This window comes from Neptunicella marina (assembly GCF_014270035.1).
GTDB lineage: Bacteria > Pseudomonadota > Gammaproteobacteria > Enterobacterales > Alteromonadaceae > Neptunicella > Neptunicella marina.
Map to the genome: position 1 here is coordinate 372,303 of NZ_JACNEP010000002.1, position 18,954 is coordinate 391,256.

Below are 18,954 nucleotides of genomic sequence, written 5' to 3' on the forward strand. Positions count from 1 at the left end.
AAAAAAATCAGCAAATAGCTCGACCACAGCAGGGCGCCGGCCCTGCCTTTTCGGCACGAAAAGCGAACCCGGACAAAATCACATTTTGTTCGGGTGACCCATCAAAAAAGTCCGAGCCACACAGGCTTAAATACAAAAAAATCAGCAAATAAGCGCAACAACGCAGGGCGCCTGCCCTGCTCCCTCACCTTTTTTCTTTAAAAACGAAAACTTAATCCAAGTAATTTAAAGTGTTCGGTTAAGCGCTTTTTTATGCCAAAATAATTGCTAACTAGCTGGAATAAAAGGCTTTTAGGGATTGGCTACTAACAAAGTCCAAATTAAAAATATCGTCGTTGATTTCGACCGTGCGGAAATAAATAAAGACGGAAGTATAGAGACATTAGAGCCAAAGCTTGCCGCGGTATTACACATATTGTGTAAAGCTAACGGCGCTATTGTCAGCCAACAAACCTTAATGGACAAGGTTTGGGGCGACGTTGTTGTGACACCCAATACCTTACAGCGCTGCATTACGCAGTTGCGTAAACTGTTAGGTGATGATGCTAAACAGCAGCACATGATCAAAACCCACCCTAAATTGGGTTACAGCATGGCTGCACCGCTACTTCCATACAACGAGCTAAAGCCTGCCGTCACTCCAAGCCATAATAAATGGATAGTGTTAATTACCGCCTTGTTATTTAGTGCGTTAATTATGTTTTGGCCAGCATCACCGACTTACCCAAACCTGACAAAAAGTGCGCCGGTCACATTAGATGGCAGAAACATAATGGCTATCACCTTATCCCATCAAGGTGATTTTATGGTTTTTAGCCGAGAAAATAACAAGCAGCATCAATTGGTGATTCAAAACACCAAAACTGCACAACAAACCATATTGGCAGATAACCTGTGGATCCAAGGTCAGCTTGCCGTCTCACCTGATGACAAAATCATTAGCTTTGGTTTACTAACACGCTTTGAAAAGCATAAATGTGTGCAGCTGGTTAATTTAGAAATAGTAAGCAGAAAAATAACGCCATTGACCGGATGCAGTGAGGGCTTTGCTCACTCGCCTGTTTGGCTCAGCAACAATAGCCTGGCATATATAAATACGGGTACCGATCATCTCAGTCAGATAAATGTGTTTAATGAAAAACTGCAACAGCCCCAGTTATTAAGCGAACGATATTTCGCTACATCACAACTGTTTTATTCTGAAACTAACCACACCTTAGGCTGGTTGAGTGACGGTAAAATCTGGTACACAAAGTGGCAAAACCAACAACAAAAATGGACGCAATCAGACAGTAAAGAGCTGCCCAAAGCATTAAAGCAGGCAAGCCATGCAAGCTGGTTTAATCAAGACACGTTATTAATTACAGACAACAACACCTTATTCTGGTTACACAACTTTCAACTGGTTAAACAACAGTCACTGCCTTTGAGCAGCCAAATTCTCACTATCGAGTCTGATGCAATGCAACATCGTTTTTTATTACTGCAATCAAGATTGGATAGCAGTGTGAATAAGCGCCAATTTAATCAGGATATGAGCTTCACGGATTCGATGGTGTCGCCAAGTATTTATAAGGAATGGAAAGGTAAATTTCAGCCTGATGGTGACAACATTGCTTTTCTGTCTGACCGTACAGGCACGTCACAAATCTGGTTGTCGGGCAATCCGGAACAACAATTAAGTCATCAGTTGGAAGACGTCACTGATTTTCTTTGGCTGAACACTCATCAACACATTCTTATCAGTAATCAAACACTGTGGGTATTAAATAGTGCTCAACAAGCACACAAGCTCGCTACTGAGTTTGTTCCTCTGCGACTTTATCAAAGCATTGACGGCAACATATTAATGTCAGTCCTTATCAAGGATAAACCGACCTTAATTACATTTAATGTAAATAGTGGCCAATACCAAAAACTGCTAACGACAGAGGTAAGCTGGGCGCAGCGAATAAACAACACTCTGCTTACAGCCGATGTAAACGGCAACTTAAGCAAGTTTGTTGATGGAAAAATGCAGCCAATTACAGCGCTACCGGATTTAATTATTCAGTCTGATTTTATTGTACAAAACGCTTTTGTATATTTGCAGGACAAACAATTAAATGTATGGCGATATGACCCAGTGAATGAACTGGCAGATGTCATTGGTTATTATGATGAAAACGCCATGTTTATGAGCGATTTCAACGCGCATAGCGTTGAAATGTTGTCTGATAATCAACAGTCAGAAACGCGCGAAGCAGTATGGTTATCCGCTTCGCCCGCCAACTAAACTTGCGCTAATTCAGTTCTTTTATACGTGCCTGAATATAAGAAACCGCCTCCGTATTTTGAGCCTGTCGTGCGAGCGTTAAACCGCGTTTTAAGGTTTCCCTTGCCTGAACGAGATTACCACTTTGCTTTTGCACATCGGCTAATCGGGTGTGTAAAAAAACGCTGGTTGGTTCGTTCTGAAGCATCTCTAGCATCACGTTTTGCGCATCATCAAATCGTTGCAAAGACACATAAAAATACGCCAAATCAATCAAACTATTTTGACTGTTAATTTCAAAGCCATATCGGCGTTCAAGCTCAGTAAAATAATGCTTAACACCTTTTGTACCTGACTGTTCAAATTGCTCAATAGCAGGAAAGCGGTCGGCCAACAGCTTTTCTCCAGCATGCACCAACCCCACTACCGGCCCACTTAAATAATTGTGCTGGCTTAAGTCCTCTGTATAAATCTTTAAACCTGATTGATGAGTTTGCATTGTTTCCAAGGCGTTTTTTAATTGCTCAAAAGGTTCACGATTTTCGGCAAAGCTACCTAAATTGAGATACAAAGCGCGGTTTCGATACACCTCATTTAGCCCTATATGCTGAAATCCTTTAACAATATTACTCTTATCCAAAGCAAGGGCGGGACTAAAGGCCATATATAAGTGAAATAAGGACGGCTGTTGTAAAAAAATCGACAGGATTTGATTAGCTGCGGTAGAGAAGCCTTCAATCATGCGAAATGGCTGAGTGCGAAAATGCTGATCAATATAAGGGATAATATCGGTTTGATAAATTTCGATTGCGAGCTTATCTGCACTACCTGCGGCTTTGACAAATTTATCCATATCACCGCCATCCACAACGTCAGGAAGCACCACAATAATGGATTCAAAAAACGGCGCAAATTGCACATGGCTCAGCCAGTCCACTTGTGCTTTTAATAACGCCAGCCGCCTATCGCTAGAACGTGTATATAACACCGGATAACGTTTTAATTCAGTCAACTCAGTTGTTACGCCCTCTGCCTGATAAGAATCCGGAAGCAACACGCTGACATTTAATTTGTGCCGCACAACTTTTGAGTCTATCTCAATAGTTTGTATTGGTGACGCAGTTGTATTCACACTCAGACAGCAAACAAATAACAACAAAAATAGCTTTCTCATTTTAATTTTCCTGTTTTGATTAAATGAGTGCAGCGTGACATCTGGCATCCCTAAAAACTGGAAGCAAAGCTGATAAAAAGCTGATTTTTTGCTGGTGATCGGATGGATATCAATTGGTATAACAGCGTTTTATGCTTAACTCGCCAACGCATTGTTATTTAAAGATTAATTAAAATACTCAGCGGAATACATATTAAAAAACTTTGTGCATAATTTATCCGACAACGCTATGCTTACTGGAGTTGACTTAGATGGATGGTGTTGTGGATAAAAGACGTTTTACCCGAATTGTATTTTCAGCTCCGGTACAGTTGAGGCAAGGTACTCATGAATGGCAGAGTCAACTCATTGACCTATCGCTACATGGTGTATTAGTGGCGCGTCCCGATGATTTTGAACCAGATATGCAACAGGATCTATTAGTGACATTTCAGCTTGAAGGGCTTTCCAATTCAATTTTAATCGTCGGAAAAATCAGTCATATCAATCAAGACGCCATAGGTATTGGCGCAGAAATGATTGACCTGGACAGCATCAGCCAGTTACGCCGTTTAGTTGAATTGAATATGGGGGATGATGCGCTACTGCACCGCAACTTTCGCAACCTGTGCGAACTGGAAAATTAATTCCAGATCGCTTCCAGCGCTTCGCTCAGGCGCTTGACACCAATTACCTGCATGCCTTCAATGGGTTGTTTCGGTCGATTGGCATAGGGCACAATAGCTTTTTTAAAACCATGTTTAGCCGCTTCAATTAAACGTTCTGTACCGTTTGGTACCGGACGAATTTCACCCGCTAACCCCACTTCACCAAACGCAATCAAATCCTGCTGCAACGTTTGATTTTTAAAGCTCGACATCATCGCCAGCAACAAGGCTAAATCAGCGCCGGTTTCAGCCACTTTCACACCGCCTACCACGTTGACAAACACATCCTGGTCGTTCATTTGCACATTGCCATGCCTGTGCATAACCGCTAACAGCATCGCTAAACGGTTTTGCTCTAATCCCACAGCGATTCGTCTGGGATTCGCCATTTGTGAATAATCAACCAATGCCTGAATTTCAACCAAAATAGGACGCGTACCTTCCCAGGTCACCATCACCACAGAACCAGGTGAAGCTTGTTCATCACGGCTCAGGAAAATAGCGGAAGGATTTTTGACTTCTTTTAATCCACCACCAGTCATGGCAAATACGCCAAGTTCATTCACTGCACCAAAACGGTTTTTATGGCCGCGTAAAGTACGGAAACGCCCGTCACTTTCTCCTTCCAGCATCATGGAACAGTCAATACAGTGTTCTAACACTTTAGGTCCGGCTAAGGTGCCGTCTTTGGTCACATGCCCGACTAAAAACATCGCAATATGATGTTGTTTTGCGAATCGCGTTAGGTACGCTGCACTTTCACGCACCTGAGATACGCTGCCCGGTGCCGATTGCACATCGGCAACATGCATCACCTGAATGGAGTCAATTACCATTATTCGCGGTTTTACCGAGAGCGCAATATCACAGATAGTTTCGATGCTGGTTTCAGCTAACAATTGCAATTTATCGGTAGGTAAATTTAAACGATTGGCGCGCAAAGCGACCTGTTGCAACGATTCTTCGCCGGTCACATACAAGGCAGCCTGTTTGTCAGCAAGATGACACATGGTTTGCAACAATAAGGTACTTTTACCGGCACCTGGGGAACCACCAATCAACATAGCAGCACCGGGAACAATTCCACCACCTAAAACCCGGTCTAATTCTTTAAATCCAGAGCCAAAACGAGGTAATGCCTGTAAATCAATTTTATCCAGCGTTTGTACTTCGGCACTGGTTTGTCCCGCGTATCCCTGACGTTGAGCTGTATGCTTACTTGCCGCAGGACTTACCACAAATTCAGAAATCGTATTCCATGCACCACAATCGCTACACTGCCCCTGCCAGCGAGGAAAATCTGCACCACAATCGGAACACACATAAGCCGTTTTTCGTTTTGCCATGGTTTTAAATTTAATCATTTAATAATGCAGGTATTCTAACGCAAAATAACTGTCGGAAAGATGCTTTTTGGCCGATAACGACACAGAACCGCACAAATAAACCGCGAAAAGGAAAAAATCGCCGGTTTCACTTTTTTAAATTTAACATTCTGTTATAACAGGATTTTTAACGCAGAATTAGTTGGTCTATGGCGCAGGAATTTGAACAATATCAGGACATCCTTGAACAGTTAAAACCTGTTATCAATGAGCCTGACTTTAACAATACGCTGTCGAGTATCGCCGCTAATGTGTCTAAACCTAAACGATTCCTGATAAAAATGGAGCTGCGCAGACAAGCACGCCCCTGTGAGCAAATTATTGATTTACGAGGCCTGGTTGACGGACGTTGCGGATCATATGAATACGGAGGTTTAACCCATTTTTTAGACCCCATTGCCATTGAAGTGTTTGAGCGCCAAATCCGCGCCTTTGGTCACTATACTGTTGGTGTGTACGAAGCGGTTAACAATACCGAAAATAATTTCCGCGTGATGCACCAAAAAGAACTCAATGGTGAGCAAATTACCCCTGGTTCATCAGCAGAGGCGCAACACGCTTACCCCACACGCATAATCAATTTCCGCGCTTATCGTCAACGCCAGGAAGAGCGTATGAATTTTGTGGTCAATATCGAACTGGTGAACCAGTTTGATGAACACACTGCCGCCAGTACCATGGATGTATCGGTAAATGGTTTAAAAGTCAAAGTGCGCCGTGGCCAGTTATTTCAACCACACGAATCATTACACATTTACTTTCGTGGTCTGAGTATTGATCACAACAGCATGAATATTGCTGAAGGCGTTCCCTATGAAATCATAGCAGTGGATAAGGTAGATGAAGATCAGATATTAACCTTGTGCCGTACCCATACTCATGAAACACCCAAATTTGATGCGTTCCTTGAGCGCTTCATTCAAGGGAATAAACGCCGCTATAAAGTGAATATGGAAAATACCATTGAGGCAATTACATCAAAAGGATATGAGCAATATTACATTCCACAATTTAATTCGTTACCGGTATTTATTGAACAACAACAAGAAAAACTGATACCCCGGTTTGCTCTGACCAACGATGGCAATCGTGAACATTTTCATTACTGGTGCGATGAAAGTGGCCAACTGCGAATTGAACACCTTTTCCATCAACAACGGTTAAACGAATTACTGGAACAGCGGGAAATTTATGTTTATGCCTTCAACCGGATCAACAAGGGCAAAACCTTTTTTTATTCAGCATCTGCACATCAGCTGCATCAACAGGAATTGCTTAAAACACAGTTTTTGGGATATGGCAGCCGCAAAGCCAGCTGGCGCGTGTATAAATTACAACTGCTTGATATCAACCCGGAACAAAGTTTTGCACCTTTATCATTACCGGATGAACTGGGACCACAGGTTAAAAAACTTAATACCCCGCCCCCAGCCAGATTAATGGCAAAATTAATTCGTCTTAAATATATCGCATTGCTAACGGATATTACCGAAGACTGGAATACCATTGCCTATCAAAAATACAAATTTAACAAGAGTATGCTACCCAATATAAAACCCTTTGCGCATCCTCGCGTAGAAGCAGAAAACAGCATTTCCATGCACAGGTTCAAGTATCAGAACTTACGTACGGAAGACCGCTTCCAGTTACGTTCAAAAGTTGAACTGGACTTTGATGGTGAGGAAATATTGGGCGTGACAGAAGACATCTCAGTACATGGTGTCAAAATTGAATTGGATACGCCGTTCAAAGGCCGTATTTTTGATGAAGTAGAGCTCAGCTTTCCACAGCTGCAAAAAATTAGTCAGAAATACCCACTACATGGATTGGTATATGAGGTTAAGAATATCAACCATGAAGGCACTATTTTACACCTTAATGCGGTTCAGTATGAGGAGGAAAATACCGCACAGCTATTCTTTGACCAGCTGATAAAAGCAAACCGCGACAAACTCAAAAGCTACATGAATAACGAAGAGCATCCGGGAATCGGCGAAGCTTTACGTAATATGTATGCGGCCAATATTGTCAATATTCCTTTTTACCTGGGTAAGGACGGAGTAAAAATTCACACTGATGCGGTAGGTCATATTCATGATCAAGCCCATGCAGCCTTACCTGCGCTTTCCCATCAGGCAGAATATGGCACACTTAATTTATACCCCTTGTTTGCGGCATCCAATCCACCTTTTTTATTCGAAGCGTTAAAAACCCTTAAAAACAATAGCCCGGCAATTATGCGCGAATTGTTTATTGCCTTTAACCCTGACGAAACAGATTATTTCCAATCCTTTAAAGTTAAATTTGTTGAACAATTTGACCAGGACGCTAAACGCCGTGAATTTATCGCCCAGGCATTGGGTGGCGGACAATTTATTGCGCTTAAGGTATTTTTAACCAAAACAGGACGCCCGGACACAGAGTTATTACGCACCGAAATGAACTACATTGGTGTTTATGCCATGCACAAGGCAAAACAACTTGAAGAACATTTATGGAGTGTGGCAGGTGTCGGCAATCTGATCGATATCACCGGCGAAGTATTATTGCGTTATGGCTTCGAAGAACGCGTTTTTTAATAAGTAAATTTCCCAAAAATCCGACGTTAATCCAAGCTGAGGAGTACTTTTTAAACGGCTGTGACGCATTTTATTGCAATGAGTAAATTTATTTTTTATCTCTGATCAAATCATTTAGTTGATTGTCACTATCAACGCAGCCCCCTATAAACGTGCCCATCATTATTTTTTCCTTGTAATACGGGTAGTTAAGCGATGAAAAAATGAAAAATTCTTGCCTCAAGAGACATTGACCACTTGTACAGGCTGTATATAATGCAATCAGCTTGAAAGTAAGTTTTATATTTATGTGCACCATTTTCGATGTATTAGTCGTATTTGTCCTGCAGTTCATAAGTATTAGTAACACTTCCAGCACAACCCGCCCGTAAGGGCAAAATACTCATGAATAGATAGGAAAATATTATGTCTGATACAACTACTGGCACTGTAAAATGGTTCAATGAATCTAAAGGTTTTGGTTTCATCGAGCAAGAATCAGGTCCAGATGTATTTGCTCACTTCAGCGCAATCCAAGGTACTGGTTTCAAAACCCTTACCGAAGGTCAAAAAGTTCAGTTCACTGTAACTCAAGGTCAAAAAGGCCCTCAAGCTGAAAACATCGTTGCGCTGTAAGACACAGACGATTAAACGAATTTCTTAAAACCCGCTTCGGCGGGTTTTTTTATGCCATTAATTTTAATTAGAGCCCAACAACAATCCGTATTGATAATCATTCCCATTTACGTTAATTTAAATTTAACTAAGGAGAAATGATGAATACACACTTTTTATGTCCCCCACACCGCCAATGGTTAAGCCAGAACTTACGCGCCGCCGAGAGCCACTACTTCCATGCCGCAGATACTGCGCAGTACTTTATTGAACAACGAGACTGGACCAGTGCTCTGCCCTACTGTGGATGTGCATTTGAAACGCTGGAAATAATATTGTCCGGCTCCTCTGAGCCTTTAGCGCACCAGATTCTGAATTTTACCCATTCGGGTATTTTGCTCGCTAAAGGGTTTGGTCAGTTAGGACGACTGGATGACAGAGCCAGCACCTACCAGCGTTGTATTGACCGCTTACAGCTCCAACTTACCATTAACCACTCACTTCAGCATAATCAGCTCATTACAGATTGTCTTCAGGCCCTGCAAAAAGGTTTGCAAACCTGTGATTTACGGCATCACAAACAGAGGAGTAACAACCATGTCAGCTATACCAATTTTGCTAAATCACAGCTTCATTAATCCGCCGATAGATCAGCAAGTAGCAACACCTGACGATTTTGTTACGGTAGAAATCAAATGTGATCGCTTACAGCAGCTGCTCACAGAGCAAAAACTGTATGTTGAAGATATACATTGCACATCAAATAGCAGCCACAAGCTACTACATAGAATGTTATTGAATTGTTTAACTAAAAGAAGGAAAGAATAGTGACGGGAAAGAAGTGGAGGCATCAGCAAAACGACTGAAGCCTCCCATTAAATATTAACCTTGCATATCTTCCAGCTCGATACCTTTGGTCTCATGTACCAGCTTGATCACAAATAAGACCGACAATACCGCTGCTATAGTGTACAAACCATAAGCGCCAGCTAATCCAACACCGGTTAACAACATAGGGAATGTCCAGGTAATAACAAAGTTAGTAAACCACTGTACTAATCCCGCAACAGCCAAACCTGATCCGCGGATCTGGTTAGGGAACATTTCACCTAACATAACCCACATTACCGGCCCCCAGGACATATTAAAGAAAAATACATAGGCATTGGCTGCAACAAGCGCAACGGTGCCCATACTACCTAACACCAGGTTGCCGCTGGCATCTACGTCAGAATTCATAAAGGCATACACCATAATGCCAAGTGTTACTGACATACCAATTGAACCCCATTTAAGCAGTGGTTTACGTCCAATTTTATCGATAACAGCAATAGTGATAACACAAGCGGCAATACTCACCGCACCACTGATAACGTTAATCAACAACGATTGAGATTCATCAAAACCCACCGCTTGCCACAATACGGCGCCATAATAGAAAACCACATTGATACCAACTAATTGCTGGAATGCCGCTAAGCCTATCCCTACCCAGACAATCTTACGTACCTTGCCTGTTACTTTATCAAACAGGTCAGACAGTTTAGGCTGATGTTTATCAGCTGCCAGAGAGGCGTCAATTTCATTTACTTTTGACTCACCAGCAGCATCGCCGTATAGCTTTTGCAAAACGTCTTTTGCATCATCTTTACGACCCGACACCACCAAAAAGCGCGGACTTTCCGGGATAAACAACAACATAAGGAAAAACAAACAAGCTGGTGCTAATTCCATCCAGAACATCCAGCGCCACGCTTCATAATCCATCCATAATTTTTGCGTAGATAACCCTGCTAAATCGGCCAATATATAGTTGCTGACAAAAGCCATAAACAAACCGGTGATAATGGCAATTTGCTGCACCGTGGTTAACATACCGCGATAACGCGCGGGTGCCACTTCACTAATATAAGCAGGCGCCATCACCGACGCAGCCCCCACAGCCAGGCCACCTAACACACGGTAAATAACAAATTCAAAAGAGCCAGTGGCTACACCTGAGCCCCAGGCGCTAATAATAAAAAATACAGAGGCGACCAATAATATTGATCGGCGACCAAATTTATCCGCTAACCGCCCTGCGAAGAATGCCCCCACTGCGCAGCCAAGAAGCATACTGGATACATTAAACCCTGTGCCTGCGCTTTCTGATTGAAATGCTTGTTGCAGGCCATCAACCGTGCCATTAATGACGCCGGAGTCAAAGCCAAATAAAAATCCACCAATGGTGGCGACGATACTGATGAACGCGATAAACAGCGTATTATTTTGTTCTTCTACCTTATCCAAAATACTTTCCTCAAAAGAAGTGTCATCTTCGCCGGCGAGCCGACCACTGATGTTTTCCATGCAACCCGGAAATGTTGAATTAACCGGTATGATTGTTAACAACAACTCGTTAACAACATAAAATCCAGCCGAGCATACCATCAAGCTTGTAATTTCAACAATGGCTCAAAGACTTGCATTAGCCGCTTTGGCACAATTAATCGCAATGAACCAGATTAGTGTGTTAAATAAATGTTACCTTCACTCTAACGTTTTCAGATTAACAATATGATATATAACGGAATTATTCTGGAATCAGGTTTTAACTTTATGCTATTTGTTCAATAGCTTAAATATTGAGGTCCGAGGAGGAGCCAATCGCACACTGAAAATTGCTTCACCTGTTTTTTAAAACCCCGGTTTATCCGGCACATAAAATAATTAAGAAAATTAAAATCACAATATATTAACGATTGAATTTCTCTAAAGTATGCCGACTGATGTAAAAACAACAAAAGATAACAATGACAGCAACCACCTCACATAAATTATCTGTGGTCGAAAAAATTGGCTACAGTCTTGGCGATTTAGCCGCCAACTTAATATTTCAGACCCTGGTTACTTTTATCGCGTTTTTCTACACCGATGTTTATAAAATACCAGCGTCGACTGCCACCAGCATTATCTTTTTCTGTGGCCTCGCCGGTGCATTTTTTAACCCGGTAATGGGCATGATTGCCGACAGAACACGTTCACGTTGGGGCAAATTTCGTCCGTGGATTTTATGGACATCGATTCCATTTGGCGTTATCGCCTTATTGGCGTTCAGTACCCCTGACTTTGGCCCGGAAGGCAAAGTCATTTACGCCTTCGTGACTTATTTCCTGCTGGTTATCATCTACTCCGCAAATAACCTGCCATACTCGGCATTGAGTGGCGTATTGACCGGCAGCATGGCTGAACGTAACAGCTTATCGTCTTACCGCTTTGTGGCGGTAATGGTCGCGCAATTTATCATTCAGGTACTGTTATTGCCGTTAGTTTTGATTTTGGGTGATGGCGACAAAGCTGCTGGATTTGAAAATACCATGACGCTGTTCTCCGTTGTGGGTATCATCTTTTTCCTGATTACCTTTTTTACCACCAAAGAACGAGTGGTCCCCACCGCCGAGCAAACCGGTAGTATTAAACAGGATTTTGTCGATTTATTTACCAACAAGCCGTGGATAGTGATGTTAGTGTTGACCATTCTGGTGTTTGTCACACTGGCTCTTAAAGGCGGCATGTATATTTATTATTTCGAGAACTACCTGAGTGAACCAGATATTGCGTTGTTCTTAAACGACATTGGTTTTAATGGTTTTATTGCGGGTTTAAACAGCGCATTAACCAGCATGGGACTGACCACATTCCATTGGCCAGAAGATGCGGCCACCTCTGGTTTTAGTTTATTTAACGCCGGCGGTATTATCTTTATGATCGTAGGAATCGGCTTTTCTAAAGGCCTTGCCGACAAATACGGCAAACGCAATGTATTCGCCAGCGCATTACTGGTTTCCACTTTGTTTATGCTGCTGTTTTATGTATACCCAAGTGATGCCATTGGTCTGGTATTCCTGTCGCAGGTATTACATGGCTTTTTCTACGGCATCACCATTCCATTACTGTGGGCGATGATCGCTGATGTGGCCGACTATTCTGAGTGGAAAAATAATCGCCGTGCAACAGCCATTATCTTTTCGGCCATGATCTTTGGATTAAAAGCGGGATTGAGTATTGGTGGCGCACTAGTGGCAGGTATTTTAGCCATGTACAACTACGATGCCGACCTGGCGGTACAATCACCAGAGACCATTCACGGCATTCTGACTGCAGTGAGTATTTATGCATCAATCCCCTTCCTGTTGGGTGTAGCCGCTATGTTTGTTTATGAGATTAACAAAACAATGGAACTGCAGATTGAACAGGACTTAATCGACAGACGCAGCAGCCAGTTAGCAGAATAAATCAAAGGCAGCACTGGCTGCCTTTACTTTAAGTAACATTGAGAGAGAAACATGTCAGATAACGATCACAACGTTGATTACAACGAACTGAAAGCCAAAGCGATAGCCCAACCTTTAGTTGAGCACATTTACACCGCCGATCCTTCCGCACATGTTTTTGATGGCAAAATTTATGTTTATCCATCACATGACATTGATGCCGGTATTCCGTTCAACGATAACGGCGATCATTTTGGCATGGAAGATTACCATGTTATTTCACTGGATAACCCAGAGGCAGATGCTGTTGATAACGGCGTTGCATTGCACGTAAAAGATGTGCCCTGGGCTGAACGCCAAATGTGGGCACCGGATGCAGCCAAAAAAGGTGACAAGTATTATTTCTATTTCCCGGCAAAACGTGCTGATGGTATTTTCCAGATAGGCGTTGCAGTAGGTGATTCACCGGTTGGGCCTTTTATCCCGCAACCGGAAGCCATAAAAGGCAGCTATTCAATCGACCCAGCGGTATTTGAAGATGATGATGGCAGCTATTATATGTACTTTGGCGGGATTTGGGGCGGCCAGTTACAAAATTACCGTGATAACCAGTACGACGCGAATACAGACGAGCCTGCTGCAGATCAACCGGCTCTGGGTCCAATCGTTGCACGTTTAACCGATGACATGCTGGAGTTTGACGAAACGCCGCGCGAAATCAAAATCCTCGATGAACAAGGCAATGAGTTGCTAGCCGGTGATAACGACAGGCGTTTCTTCGAAGCATCATGGATGCATAAATATCAGGGCAAGTATTACTTCTCCTATTCTACCGGTGATACTCACTTCCTGTGTTACGCCACAGGTGATAATCCGTATGGCCCTTTCACTTATCAGGGACAAATCCTCACCCCGGTAGAAGGCTGGACCACCCATCACTCTATCTGCCAGTATGAAAATAAGTGGTATTTGTTCTACCACGACTCGATTTTGTCGCAGGGTGTCACTCACTTACGCTCAGTGAAAATGACTGAATTGCACTACGACAAAAACGGCAAAATTATCCCGATCAATCCATACAAAGATCAATAACTCATCAATATAAGATTTATAACAAAGGCCGCACTGATTGCGGCCTTTTTATATTTTGCGTAATAACATAATTGCAACATTTGATTATACAATTGCCATACAATCAAGTTGGGCACTAGGATTTCGCCAGTTTAAAACGCTCAATAACTAAAAAGGTGAACGGATGAAACCACATTACCTGCCCCTGCTCTGCAGCACATTAGCCTTATCAATGAGCGCTGCTGCCAGCACTGCCATTTATAAAGATGTTAAACAACCGGTTGAAAAACGCGTTGATGATTTACTTAAACGCATGACACTGGAAGAAAAGGTCGCGCAGCTGCAAACGGTATGGAAAGAAAGACGTGAAATGGAAAACCAACAAATGGTTTTCCAACCCAACATCGCGCAAAAATATTTATCGCAAGGCATTGGTCAGATTGCCCGTCCCAGTGAATTTAAAACGCCGGTTCAGGCAGCCGAATTTACCAATGCAGCTCAGCACTGGCTACAAGACAATACCCGGTTAGGTATTCCCGCGATAATGCACGAAGAAGCACTACATGGATTTGCCGCTAAACGTGCAACCAGCTTTCCACAAGCTATTGCGCTTGCCAGTAGCTGGCAACCACAAAACTTAAAACAGATATACAGCATTGCCGCCGAGGAAATTCGCGCGATTGGTGCGCATCAGGCGCTTACCCCCATTTTGGATGTGGCACGTGATGCACGCTGGGGACGCATTGAAGAAACCATGGGTGAAGATCCGTACCTCATCACTGCGATGGGTGTTGCAGCAGTGGAAGGTTTTCAGGGTGAACGCGAGACAGATGCGCCATTTGCAGCAGATAAAGTTATCGCCACCCTCAAACATTTAACCGGCCATGGACAACCCACTGCGGGCGTTAATATCGCACCAGCACGCATTGGTGAGCGTGAACTGCATGAAGTATTCTTAACCCCATTTGAAGCAGCGGTAAAAATATCGCACGTCAGCAGTATTATGGCGTCATACAATGAAATTGATGGCATCCCATCCCATGTCAACAAGCCATTGCTTGACCAGATTTTACGTAACGAATGGCATTTTGATGGCACAGTGGTAAGCGACTATTACGCCATTACGGAACTGAATACGCGTCATCACCTGTATGAAGATTTAGCGCATGCAGCCAAAGCCGCACTCGATGCTGGTGTTGATGTGGAAATGCCGAATCAGGATGCCTACCTGACGTTGGCGGACATGGTTAAATCTGGCCACTTAGATGAAGCCCTGATTGACCGTTCGGTAAAACGTATTTTACGTCAGAAGTTTTTACTGGGCTTGTTTGAAAATCCGTTTGTGGATGTCGCTAAAGCCGATGCGGCTGTCGGCCAGCAATCACATCGTGAATTTGCCCGTCAGGTTGCCGAACAATCCATGGTGTTATTAAAAAATAGCAATACCCTGCCTTTTGATGCCAGTAAAATTAAACGGTTAGCGGTGATAGGCCCCCATGCTGATGAAACCTTGCTTGGTGGGTACAGCAATATCCCTCGTCAAACAGTGACAATTCTCGATGGGCTTAAACAAAAACTGGCAGGTAAAGCACAAGTCAGTTTTGCCAGAGGTACACGCCTTATTGCCGATGGCCCGGAAATAAGTGACGAACAACAAAAAGCGCAAACTTTCTCTGAACGTCGCTGGGTTTATGATGATATTCAGTTAGCCGATGGCAAAGATGATAAAAAATTAATGGCAGAAGCAGTGGCCTTAGCCAATAAATCAGATGCCGTGGTTCTGGTACTGGGTGAAAACGAGGGTTTATCCCGTGAAGCGTGGGATGATAACCATATGGGTGATCGTGCGCACATTGAACTGGTGGGTAATCAGGTGGCATTAGCCGAAGCCATACTTGCCACCGGCAAACCCGTTGCGGTGGTACTGACCAATGGCCGCCCACTGGCCTTAGGTAAACTGGCAGAAGATGCACCAGCGATTATCGAAGCCTGGTATTTAGGGCAGGAAACCGGCAGTGCAGTGGCCAATGTTATATTCGGCGATGCCAACCCAGGTGGAAAACTGCCACTCACCTTTCCACGCAGTGCAGGTCATATACCGGTATTTTACAACCATAAACCCTCAGCCAAACGTGGTTACCTGTTTGACGATATCAGCCCGCTTTACGCCTTTGGGCATGGTTTGAGTTACAGCACGTTCAAGTACACTGATTTAACTATCGACAAATCAAATGCTAAAGCCAACGGTATGGTTGATATTGCGATGACGATTAGTAATACATCCGCTCGTGACGGTGATGAAGTGGTGCAGTTATATATCAATGATCCGGTGGCAAGTGCCACACGCCCTGTACAGGAACTAAAAGGATTTCAGCGAGTTAGCTTAAAAACGGGCGAAGCAAAACGTTTGCATTTTAAGTTGCCTGTTAACCTGCTGGCATTCTATGATGTCAATATGAACTGGGTTGTTGAGCCGGGTAAAATCTCGGTTATGCTGGGCAGCGCATCGGATGACATCCGTCTGGAAGGTGATTTTACCATAACAGGCGAGACAACCAATGTAGAACAGCACAAAGCCTTTTTAACTCCGGTAACTATTGAGACATTGTAATTGATTAAATCGCGACTGCGCCATGTACTACTCACCTTATTAATATTATTGTCCAGCGCGCCTGCGATGGCACGTAATACCGATTCAGAAGGTGTAGTACTGGCGTTTGTTGCTGCATTTAATCGTCAGGATGTGGATGCCATGCTTAATCTGGTGGTAGACGATATTCACTGGTACAGCGTAGGCGGGCGTTGGGTTTCGACTGAGACCACAGGTAAAAATCAGTTAAAGGAAGCCATGCAAACTTACTTCAACGGCATCGCATCACGCTCCACACTTTTATCTGTTTATGGTGAAGGTGAGTTTGTTACCACCATGGAAAAATCTCGTTCGTTAAAAAATCTGTATAGCAAACCTCAATGTAGTGCTGCCACCTACGAGCTAAAAGACAACAAAATCAAATCTGTTTGGTATTTCCCCGCATTTGAATGTGATTAAGTTATACAATAATCATAAATAAGACTGAGCCATGGCTTTAAATGCCTGTTCACGACTTTGGGCTAAATTTGCCGCAAGATATTGCGGTGAAATATCATATTCAACCTTATAATCCTTACCATAAGGTTCACCCAGAGTCTTAGTCATATCTTCTGGCAAAGTAGCATCAAACTGCTTAAGTTTGTCGAGTATTTCATCATCTGATAAACCTGCCGCTTTGGATTGATTAAAAATATCAACGCGCTGCTCTACTACCTTATCGATCTCTTTTTCCCGTTGTAACCAGGTTTCAAAATCCAGCGGAGCACCGGTATCGGCAAAACGATGAGGTACTGAATAAGTGTCCACACTCATGCCATGCGTCGGTAGGCATATTCTTCAACCGCCCCCGCTCCCTGCGGCGCGACCATAGTTGGCGGCCCACCAAAATAATTAAACTGCATCATTGGCATACCATCAGGAGTTGTTTGAGCGTTTCCCTGTGCACGGGCAGATAAACTGACCGTATCGTCATTTGGCAGACTTTTGCCAGAATTCAGACCGTCAACGGAGGTTGATTGCCGTTGCGCTTTATTCTCTGTGTAGTGCTGAAATACGTTGTAAGAACCTGCAACTGAGATGCTCATGGTTTCTCCAGATGATGTCAGTCAATCAGTATAAGATTGAAGTTATTACAGCAAATTACAGGCCAATAAAATGTCATCAAGGTAATTCCTGACTAGACATCCGACCAGTTAACGAGGTAGTCTGGGATTTTCTGTTTAAAGCCTTAGTCTTGTTATGCATATTGATGAACTTCTCGCCCACTTTTCTCTGCCTCAGGCCGAATACAAACTCACCGTGCCATCAAACTGGGCACAAGGTCGAACGGTATTTGGTGGTCTAAGCGCTGCACTGTTATTTCAGTCCATGAAACACCAGCTCAGCGACGATCGTGAGCTTCGTTCGTTAAGCGTTAACTTTGTCGGCCCGCTTAATGCGGACGAAGAATTTGTGATTACATCCGACATGCTCAGGCAAGGTAAAAATGCATCACAAATTGAAGCACGGGCAATGCAAAACGGCCGTGTATCAGTCGTTGCTATCGCCGTGTTTGCAGGGCAACGCGAGTCAAAAGTCGCAGTGCAAAATAATACACGTCATCAGATGCCAATCCCCAAAAAACCTAAATTTATTCCACAAATACCTAGGGTGACCCCTAAGTTTTTACGTCATATTGATTTATCCATTCATGAAGGTGGAATTCCCTTTACCGGAAGTGCAATCTCGCATATGCATGGCTGGATGCGCTTTAAACAAGCTCCCGAAAAAATAACAGACACGCATTTAATTGCCTTAGCTGATGCCTGGCCTCCAGCGCCTCTGCAAATGTTACGCTGGCCAGCGCCCGCCAGTACCATGAGCTGGAACTTAGAATTTATTCATCCACATCGTCCAATCGCCCCTACAGATTGGATTGCCTACCAAGCTGAAACAAGGCAGGCTGCTTCAGGTTATGCACATACCGAAGCTAACTTATGGGACTCGCAAGGAGAGTTGATTGCGGTAAGTCGCCAGTTGGTGGGTATTTTTGATGTGTAAGTTTGGTTCACTTTGGATTAAGCGCAAATAACAAAATCAGTCGAATTTTGCGTATAAAACAAGTAAATTAAGCCAACAGTAATAAATGAAAAATCAGCCAGCACGGAGTAAATGGTGATAAAATTTTTGTTTTTAATCCCTACATTTTTGTGTTTAATCTGGTTTTTGTATTTAAAGCAAAATAACTACAGTTTCGAGCAGGGTAAAAAGGGCTATATCTACATTCTTGTTTTTTCATCTGCGATTGCATTTTTTTACTCGATTTTGCTTTGGATAACGCATTAATCCATTTAAAGTAATAAACGTGTTGCAAGGAAATCAACACAATTAAATAAAACGGACGTGACCAAAAGGTATGCAGTCAACG

15 protein-coding genes are annotated in these 18,954 nt (G+C 43.2%); 10 read left to right on the forward strand and 5 right to left on the reverse strand.

Annotated elements, in window-relative coordinates; all coding sequences use genetic code 11:
- The first annotated feature begins 298 nt into the window (after window positions 1–298).
- Window positions 299–2,275, forward strand: coding sequence for a winged helix-turn-helix domain-containing protein (locus H8B19_RS04085; RefSeq protein ID WP_186505505.1), 1,977 nt, complete (start codon window positions 299–301; stop codon window positions 2,273–2,275).
- A 7-nt stretch (window positions 2,276–2,282) separates the two neighbouring features.
- On the opposite strand, the gene H8B19_RS04090 is transcribed toward H8B19_RS04085, so the two are convergent.
- A complete protein-coding gene (locus H8B19_RS04090) occupies window positions 2,283–3,428 on the reverse strand; it encodes an alpha/beta hydrolase-fold protein (RefSeq protein WP_186505506.1) in 1,146 nt (381 codons plus the stop codon).
- A gap of 251 nt (window positions 3,429–3,679) precedes the next feature.
- On the opposite strand from H8B19_RS04090, the gene H8B19_RS04095 reads away from it, so the two are divergent.
- Window positions 3,680–4,054, forward strand: coding sequence for a PilZ domain-containing protein (locus H8B19_RS04095; RefSeq protein ID WP_186505507.1), 375 nt, complete (start codon window positions 3,680–3,682; stop codon window positions 4,052–4,054).
- Here the strand turns inward: H8B19_RS04095 and radA are convergent.
- The gene (gene radA / locus H8B19_RS04100) at window positions 4,051–5,421 is read right to left on the reverse strand and encodes a DNA repair protein RadA (RefSeq protein ID WP_186505604.1); all 1,371 of its coding nucleotides are present in this window, start codon (window positions 5,419–5,421) and stop codon (window positions 4,051–4,053) included. The two genes, H8B19_RS04095 and radA, sit on opposite strands and share 4 nt — an antisense overlap.
- Before the next feature lie 188 nt (window positions 5,422–5,609).
- Between radA and H8B19_RS04105 the strand changes: the two genes are divergently transcribed.
- The 3 genes from H8B19_RS04105 to H8B19_RS04115 all read left to right on the forward strand — a co-directional run bounded on the left by H8B19_RS04105 (window position 5,610) and on the right by H8B19_RS04115 (window position 9,271).
- The gene (locus H8B19_RS04105) at window positions 5,610–8,039 is read left to right on the forward strand and encodes a PilZ domain-containing protein (protein ID WP_186505508.1); all 2,430 of its coding nucleotides are present in this window, start codon (window positions 5,610–5,612) and stop codon (window positions 8,037–8,039) included.
- Window positions 8,040–8,444: 405 nt separating this feature from the next.
- Window positions 8,445–8,654 (forward strand): cold-shock protein, encoded by a 210-nt coding sequence (locus H8B19_RS04110; protein WP_186505509.1) that lies wholly within the window; start codon window positions 8,445–8,447, stop codon window positions 8,652–8,654.
- Between the two features lie 140 nt (window positions 8,655–8,794).
- Window positions 8,795–9,271, forward strand: a complete 477-nt coding sequence (locus H8B19_RS04115) for a hypothetical protein (RefSeq protein ID WP_186505510.1) — start codon at window positions 8,795–8,797, stop codon at window positions 9,269–9,271.
- A gap of 244 nt (window positions 9,272–9,515) precedes the next feature.
- On the opposite strand, the gene H8B19_RS04120 is transcribed toward H8B19_RS04115, so the two are convergent.
- Window positions 9,516–10,922 (reverse strand): sugar porter family MFS transporter, encoded by a 1,407-nt coding sequence (locus tag H8B19_RS04120; protein WP_241737481.1) that lies wholly within the window; start codon window positions 10,920–10,922, stop codon window positions 9,516–9,518.
- Between the two features lie 503 nt (window positions 10,923–11,425).
- Here H8B19_RS04120 and H8B19_RS04125 point away from each other — a divergent pair.
- The 4 genes from H8B19_RS04125 to H8B19_RS04140 all read left to right on the forward strand — a co-directional run bounded on the left by H8B19_RS04125 (window position 11,426) and on the right by H8B19_RS04140 (window position 17,006).
- Complete coding sequence (locus tag H8B19_RS04125; protein ID WP_186505512.1) at window positions 11,426–12,907, forward strand: MFS transporter; 1,482 nt, start codon at window positions 11,426–11,428, stop codon at window positions 12,905–12,907.
- A gap of 51 nt (window positions 12,908–12,958) precedes the next feature.
- Window positions 12,959–13,978, forward strand: coding sequence for a glycoside hydrolase family 43 protein (locus tag H8B19_RS04130; protein WP_186505513.1), 1,020 nt, complete (start codon window positions 12,959–12,961; stop codon window positions 13,976–13,978).
- A gap of 163 nt (window positions 13,979–14,141) precedes the next feature.
- Entirely contained in the window at window positions 14,142–16,568 is a 2,427-nt protein-coding gene (locus H8B19_RS04135; protein ID WP_186505514.1) for a glycoside hydrolase family 3 N-terminal domain-containing protein, read from the forward strand.
- Window positions 16,569–17,006: a nuclear transport factor 2 family protein gene (locus H8B19_RS04140; RefSeq protein ID WP_186505515.1), complete on the forward strand. Its 438-nt coding sequence runs from the start codon at window positions 16,569–16,571 to the stop codon at window positions 17,004–17,006.
- Window positions 17,007–17,018: 12 nt separating this feature from the next.
- Here the strand turns inward: H8B19_RS04140 and H8B19_RS04145 are convergent, their stop codons facing one another.
- Entirely contained in the window at window positions 17,019–17,360 is a 342-nt protein-coding gene (locus H8B19_RS04145; RefSeq protein WP_186505516.1) for a hypothetical protein, read from the reverse strand.
- Entirely contained in the window at window positions 17,357–17,632 is a 276-nt protein-coding gene (locus tag H8B19_RS04150; protein WP_186505517.1) for a hypothetical protein, read from the reverse strand. Before H8B19_RS04150 ends, H8B19_RS04145 begins: the two co-directional genes overlap by 4 nt.
- A gap of 154 nt (window positions 17,633–17,786) precedes the next feature.
- Between H8B19_RS04150 and H8B19_RS04155 the strand changes: the two genes are divergently transcribed.
- Entirely contained in the window at window positions 17,787–18,587 is an 801-nt protein-coding gene (locus H8B19_RS04155; protein WP_186505518.1) for an acyl-CoA thioesterase, read from the forward strand.
- Window positions 18,588–18,954 lie beyond the last annotated feature (367 nt).

Bases quoted from the DNA above. Each gene is read 5' to 3' on its own strand.
- H8B19_RS04095 (WP_186505507.1), top strand. From the start codon at position 3,680: ATGGATGGTGTTGTGGATAAAAGACGTTTTACCCGAATTGTATTTTCA.
- H8B19_RS04135 (WP_186505514.1), top strand. From the start codon at position 14,142: ATGAAACCACATTACCTGCCCCTGCTCTGCAGCACATTAGCCTTATCA.
- H8B19_RS04105 (WP_186505508.1), top strand. From the start codon at position 5,610: ATGGCGCAGGAATTTGAACAATATCAGGACATCCTTGAACAGTTAAAA.
- H8B19_RS04150 (WP_186505517.1), bottom strand. From the start codon at position 17,632: ATGAGCATCTCAGTTGCAGGTTCTTACAACGTATTTCAGCACTACACA.
- H8B19_RS04125 (WP_186505512.1), top strand. From the start codon at position 11,426: ATGACAGCAACCACCTCACATAAATTATCTGTGGTCGAAAAAATTGGC.
- H8B19_RS04090 (WP_186505506.1), bottom strand. From the start codon at position 3,428: ATGAGAAAGCTATTTTTGTTGTTATTTGTTTGCTGTCTGAGTGTGAAT.
- H8B19_RS04110 (WP_186505509.1), top strand. From the start codon at position 8,445: ATGTCTGATACAACTACTGGCACTGTAAAATGGTTCAATGAATCTAAA.
- radA (WP_186505604.1), bottom strand. From the start codon at position 5,421: ATGGCAAAACGAAAAACGGCTTATGTGTGTTCCGATTGTGGTGCAGAT.
- H8B19_RS04115 (WP_186505510.1), top strand. From the start codon at position 8,795: ATGAATACACACTTTTTATGTCCCCCACACCGCCAATGGTTAAGCCAG.
- H8B19_RS04155 (WP_186505518.1), top strand. From the start codon at position 17,787: ATGCATATTGATGAACTTCTCGCCCACTTTTCTCTGCCTCAGGCCGAA.
- H8B19_RS04130 (WP_186505513.1), top strand. From the start codon at position 12,959: ATGTCAGATAACGATCACAACGTTGATTACAACGAACTGAAAGCCAAA.
- H8B19_RS04145 (WP_186505516.1), bottom strand. From the start codon at position 17,360: ATGAGTGTGGACACTTATTCAGTACCTCATCGTTTTGCCGATACCGGT.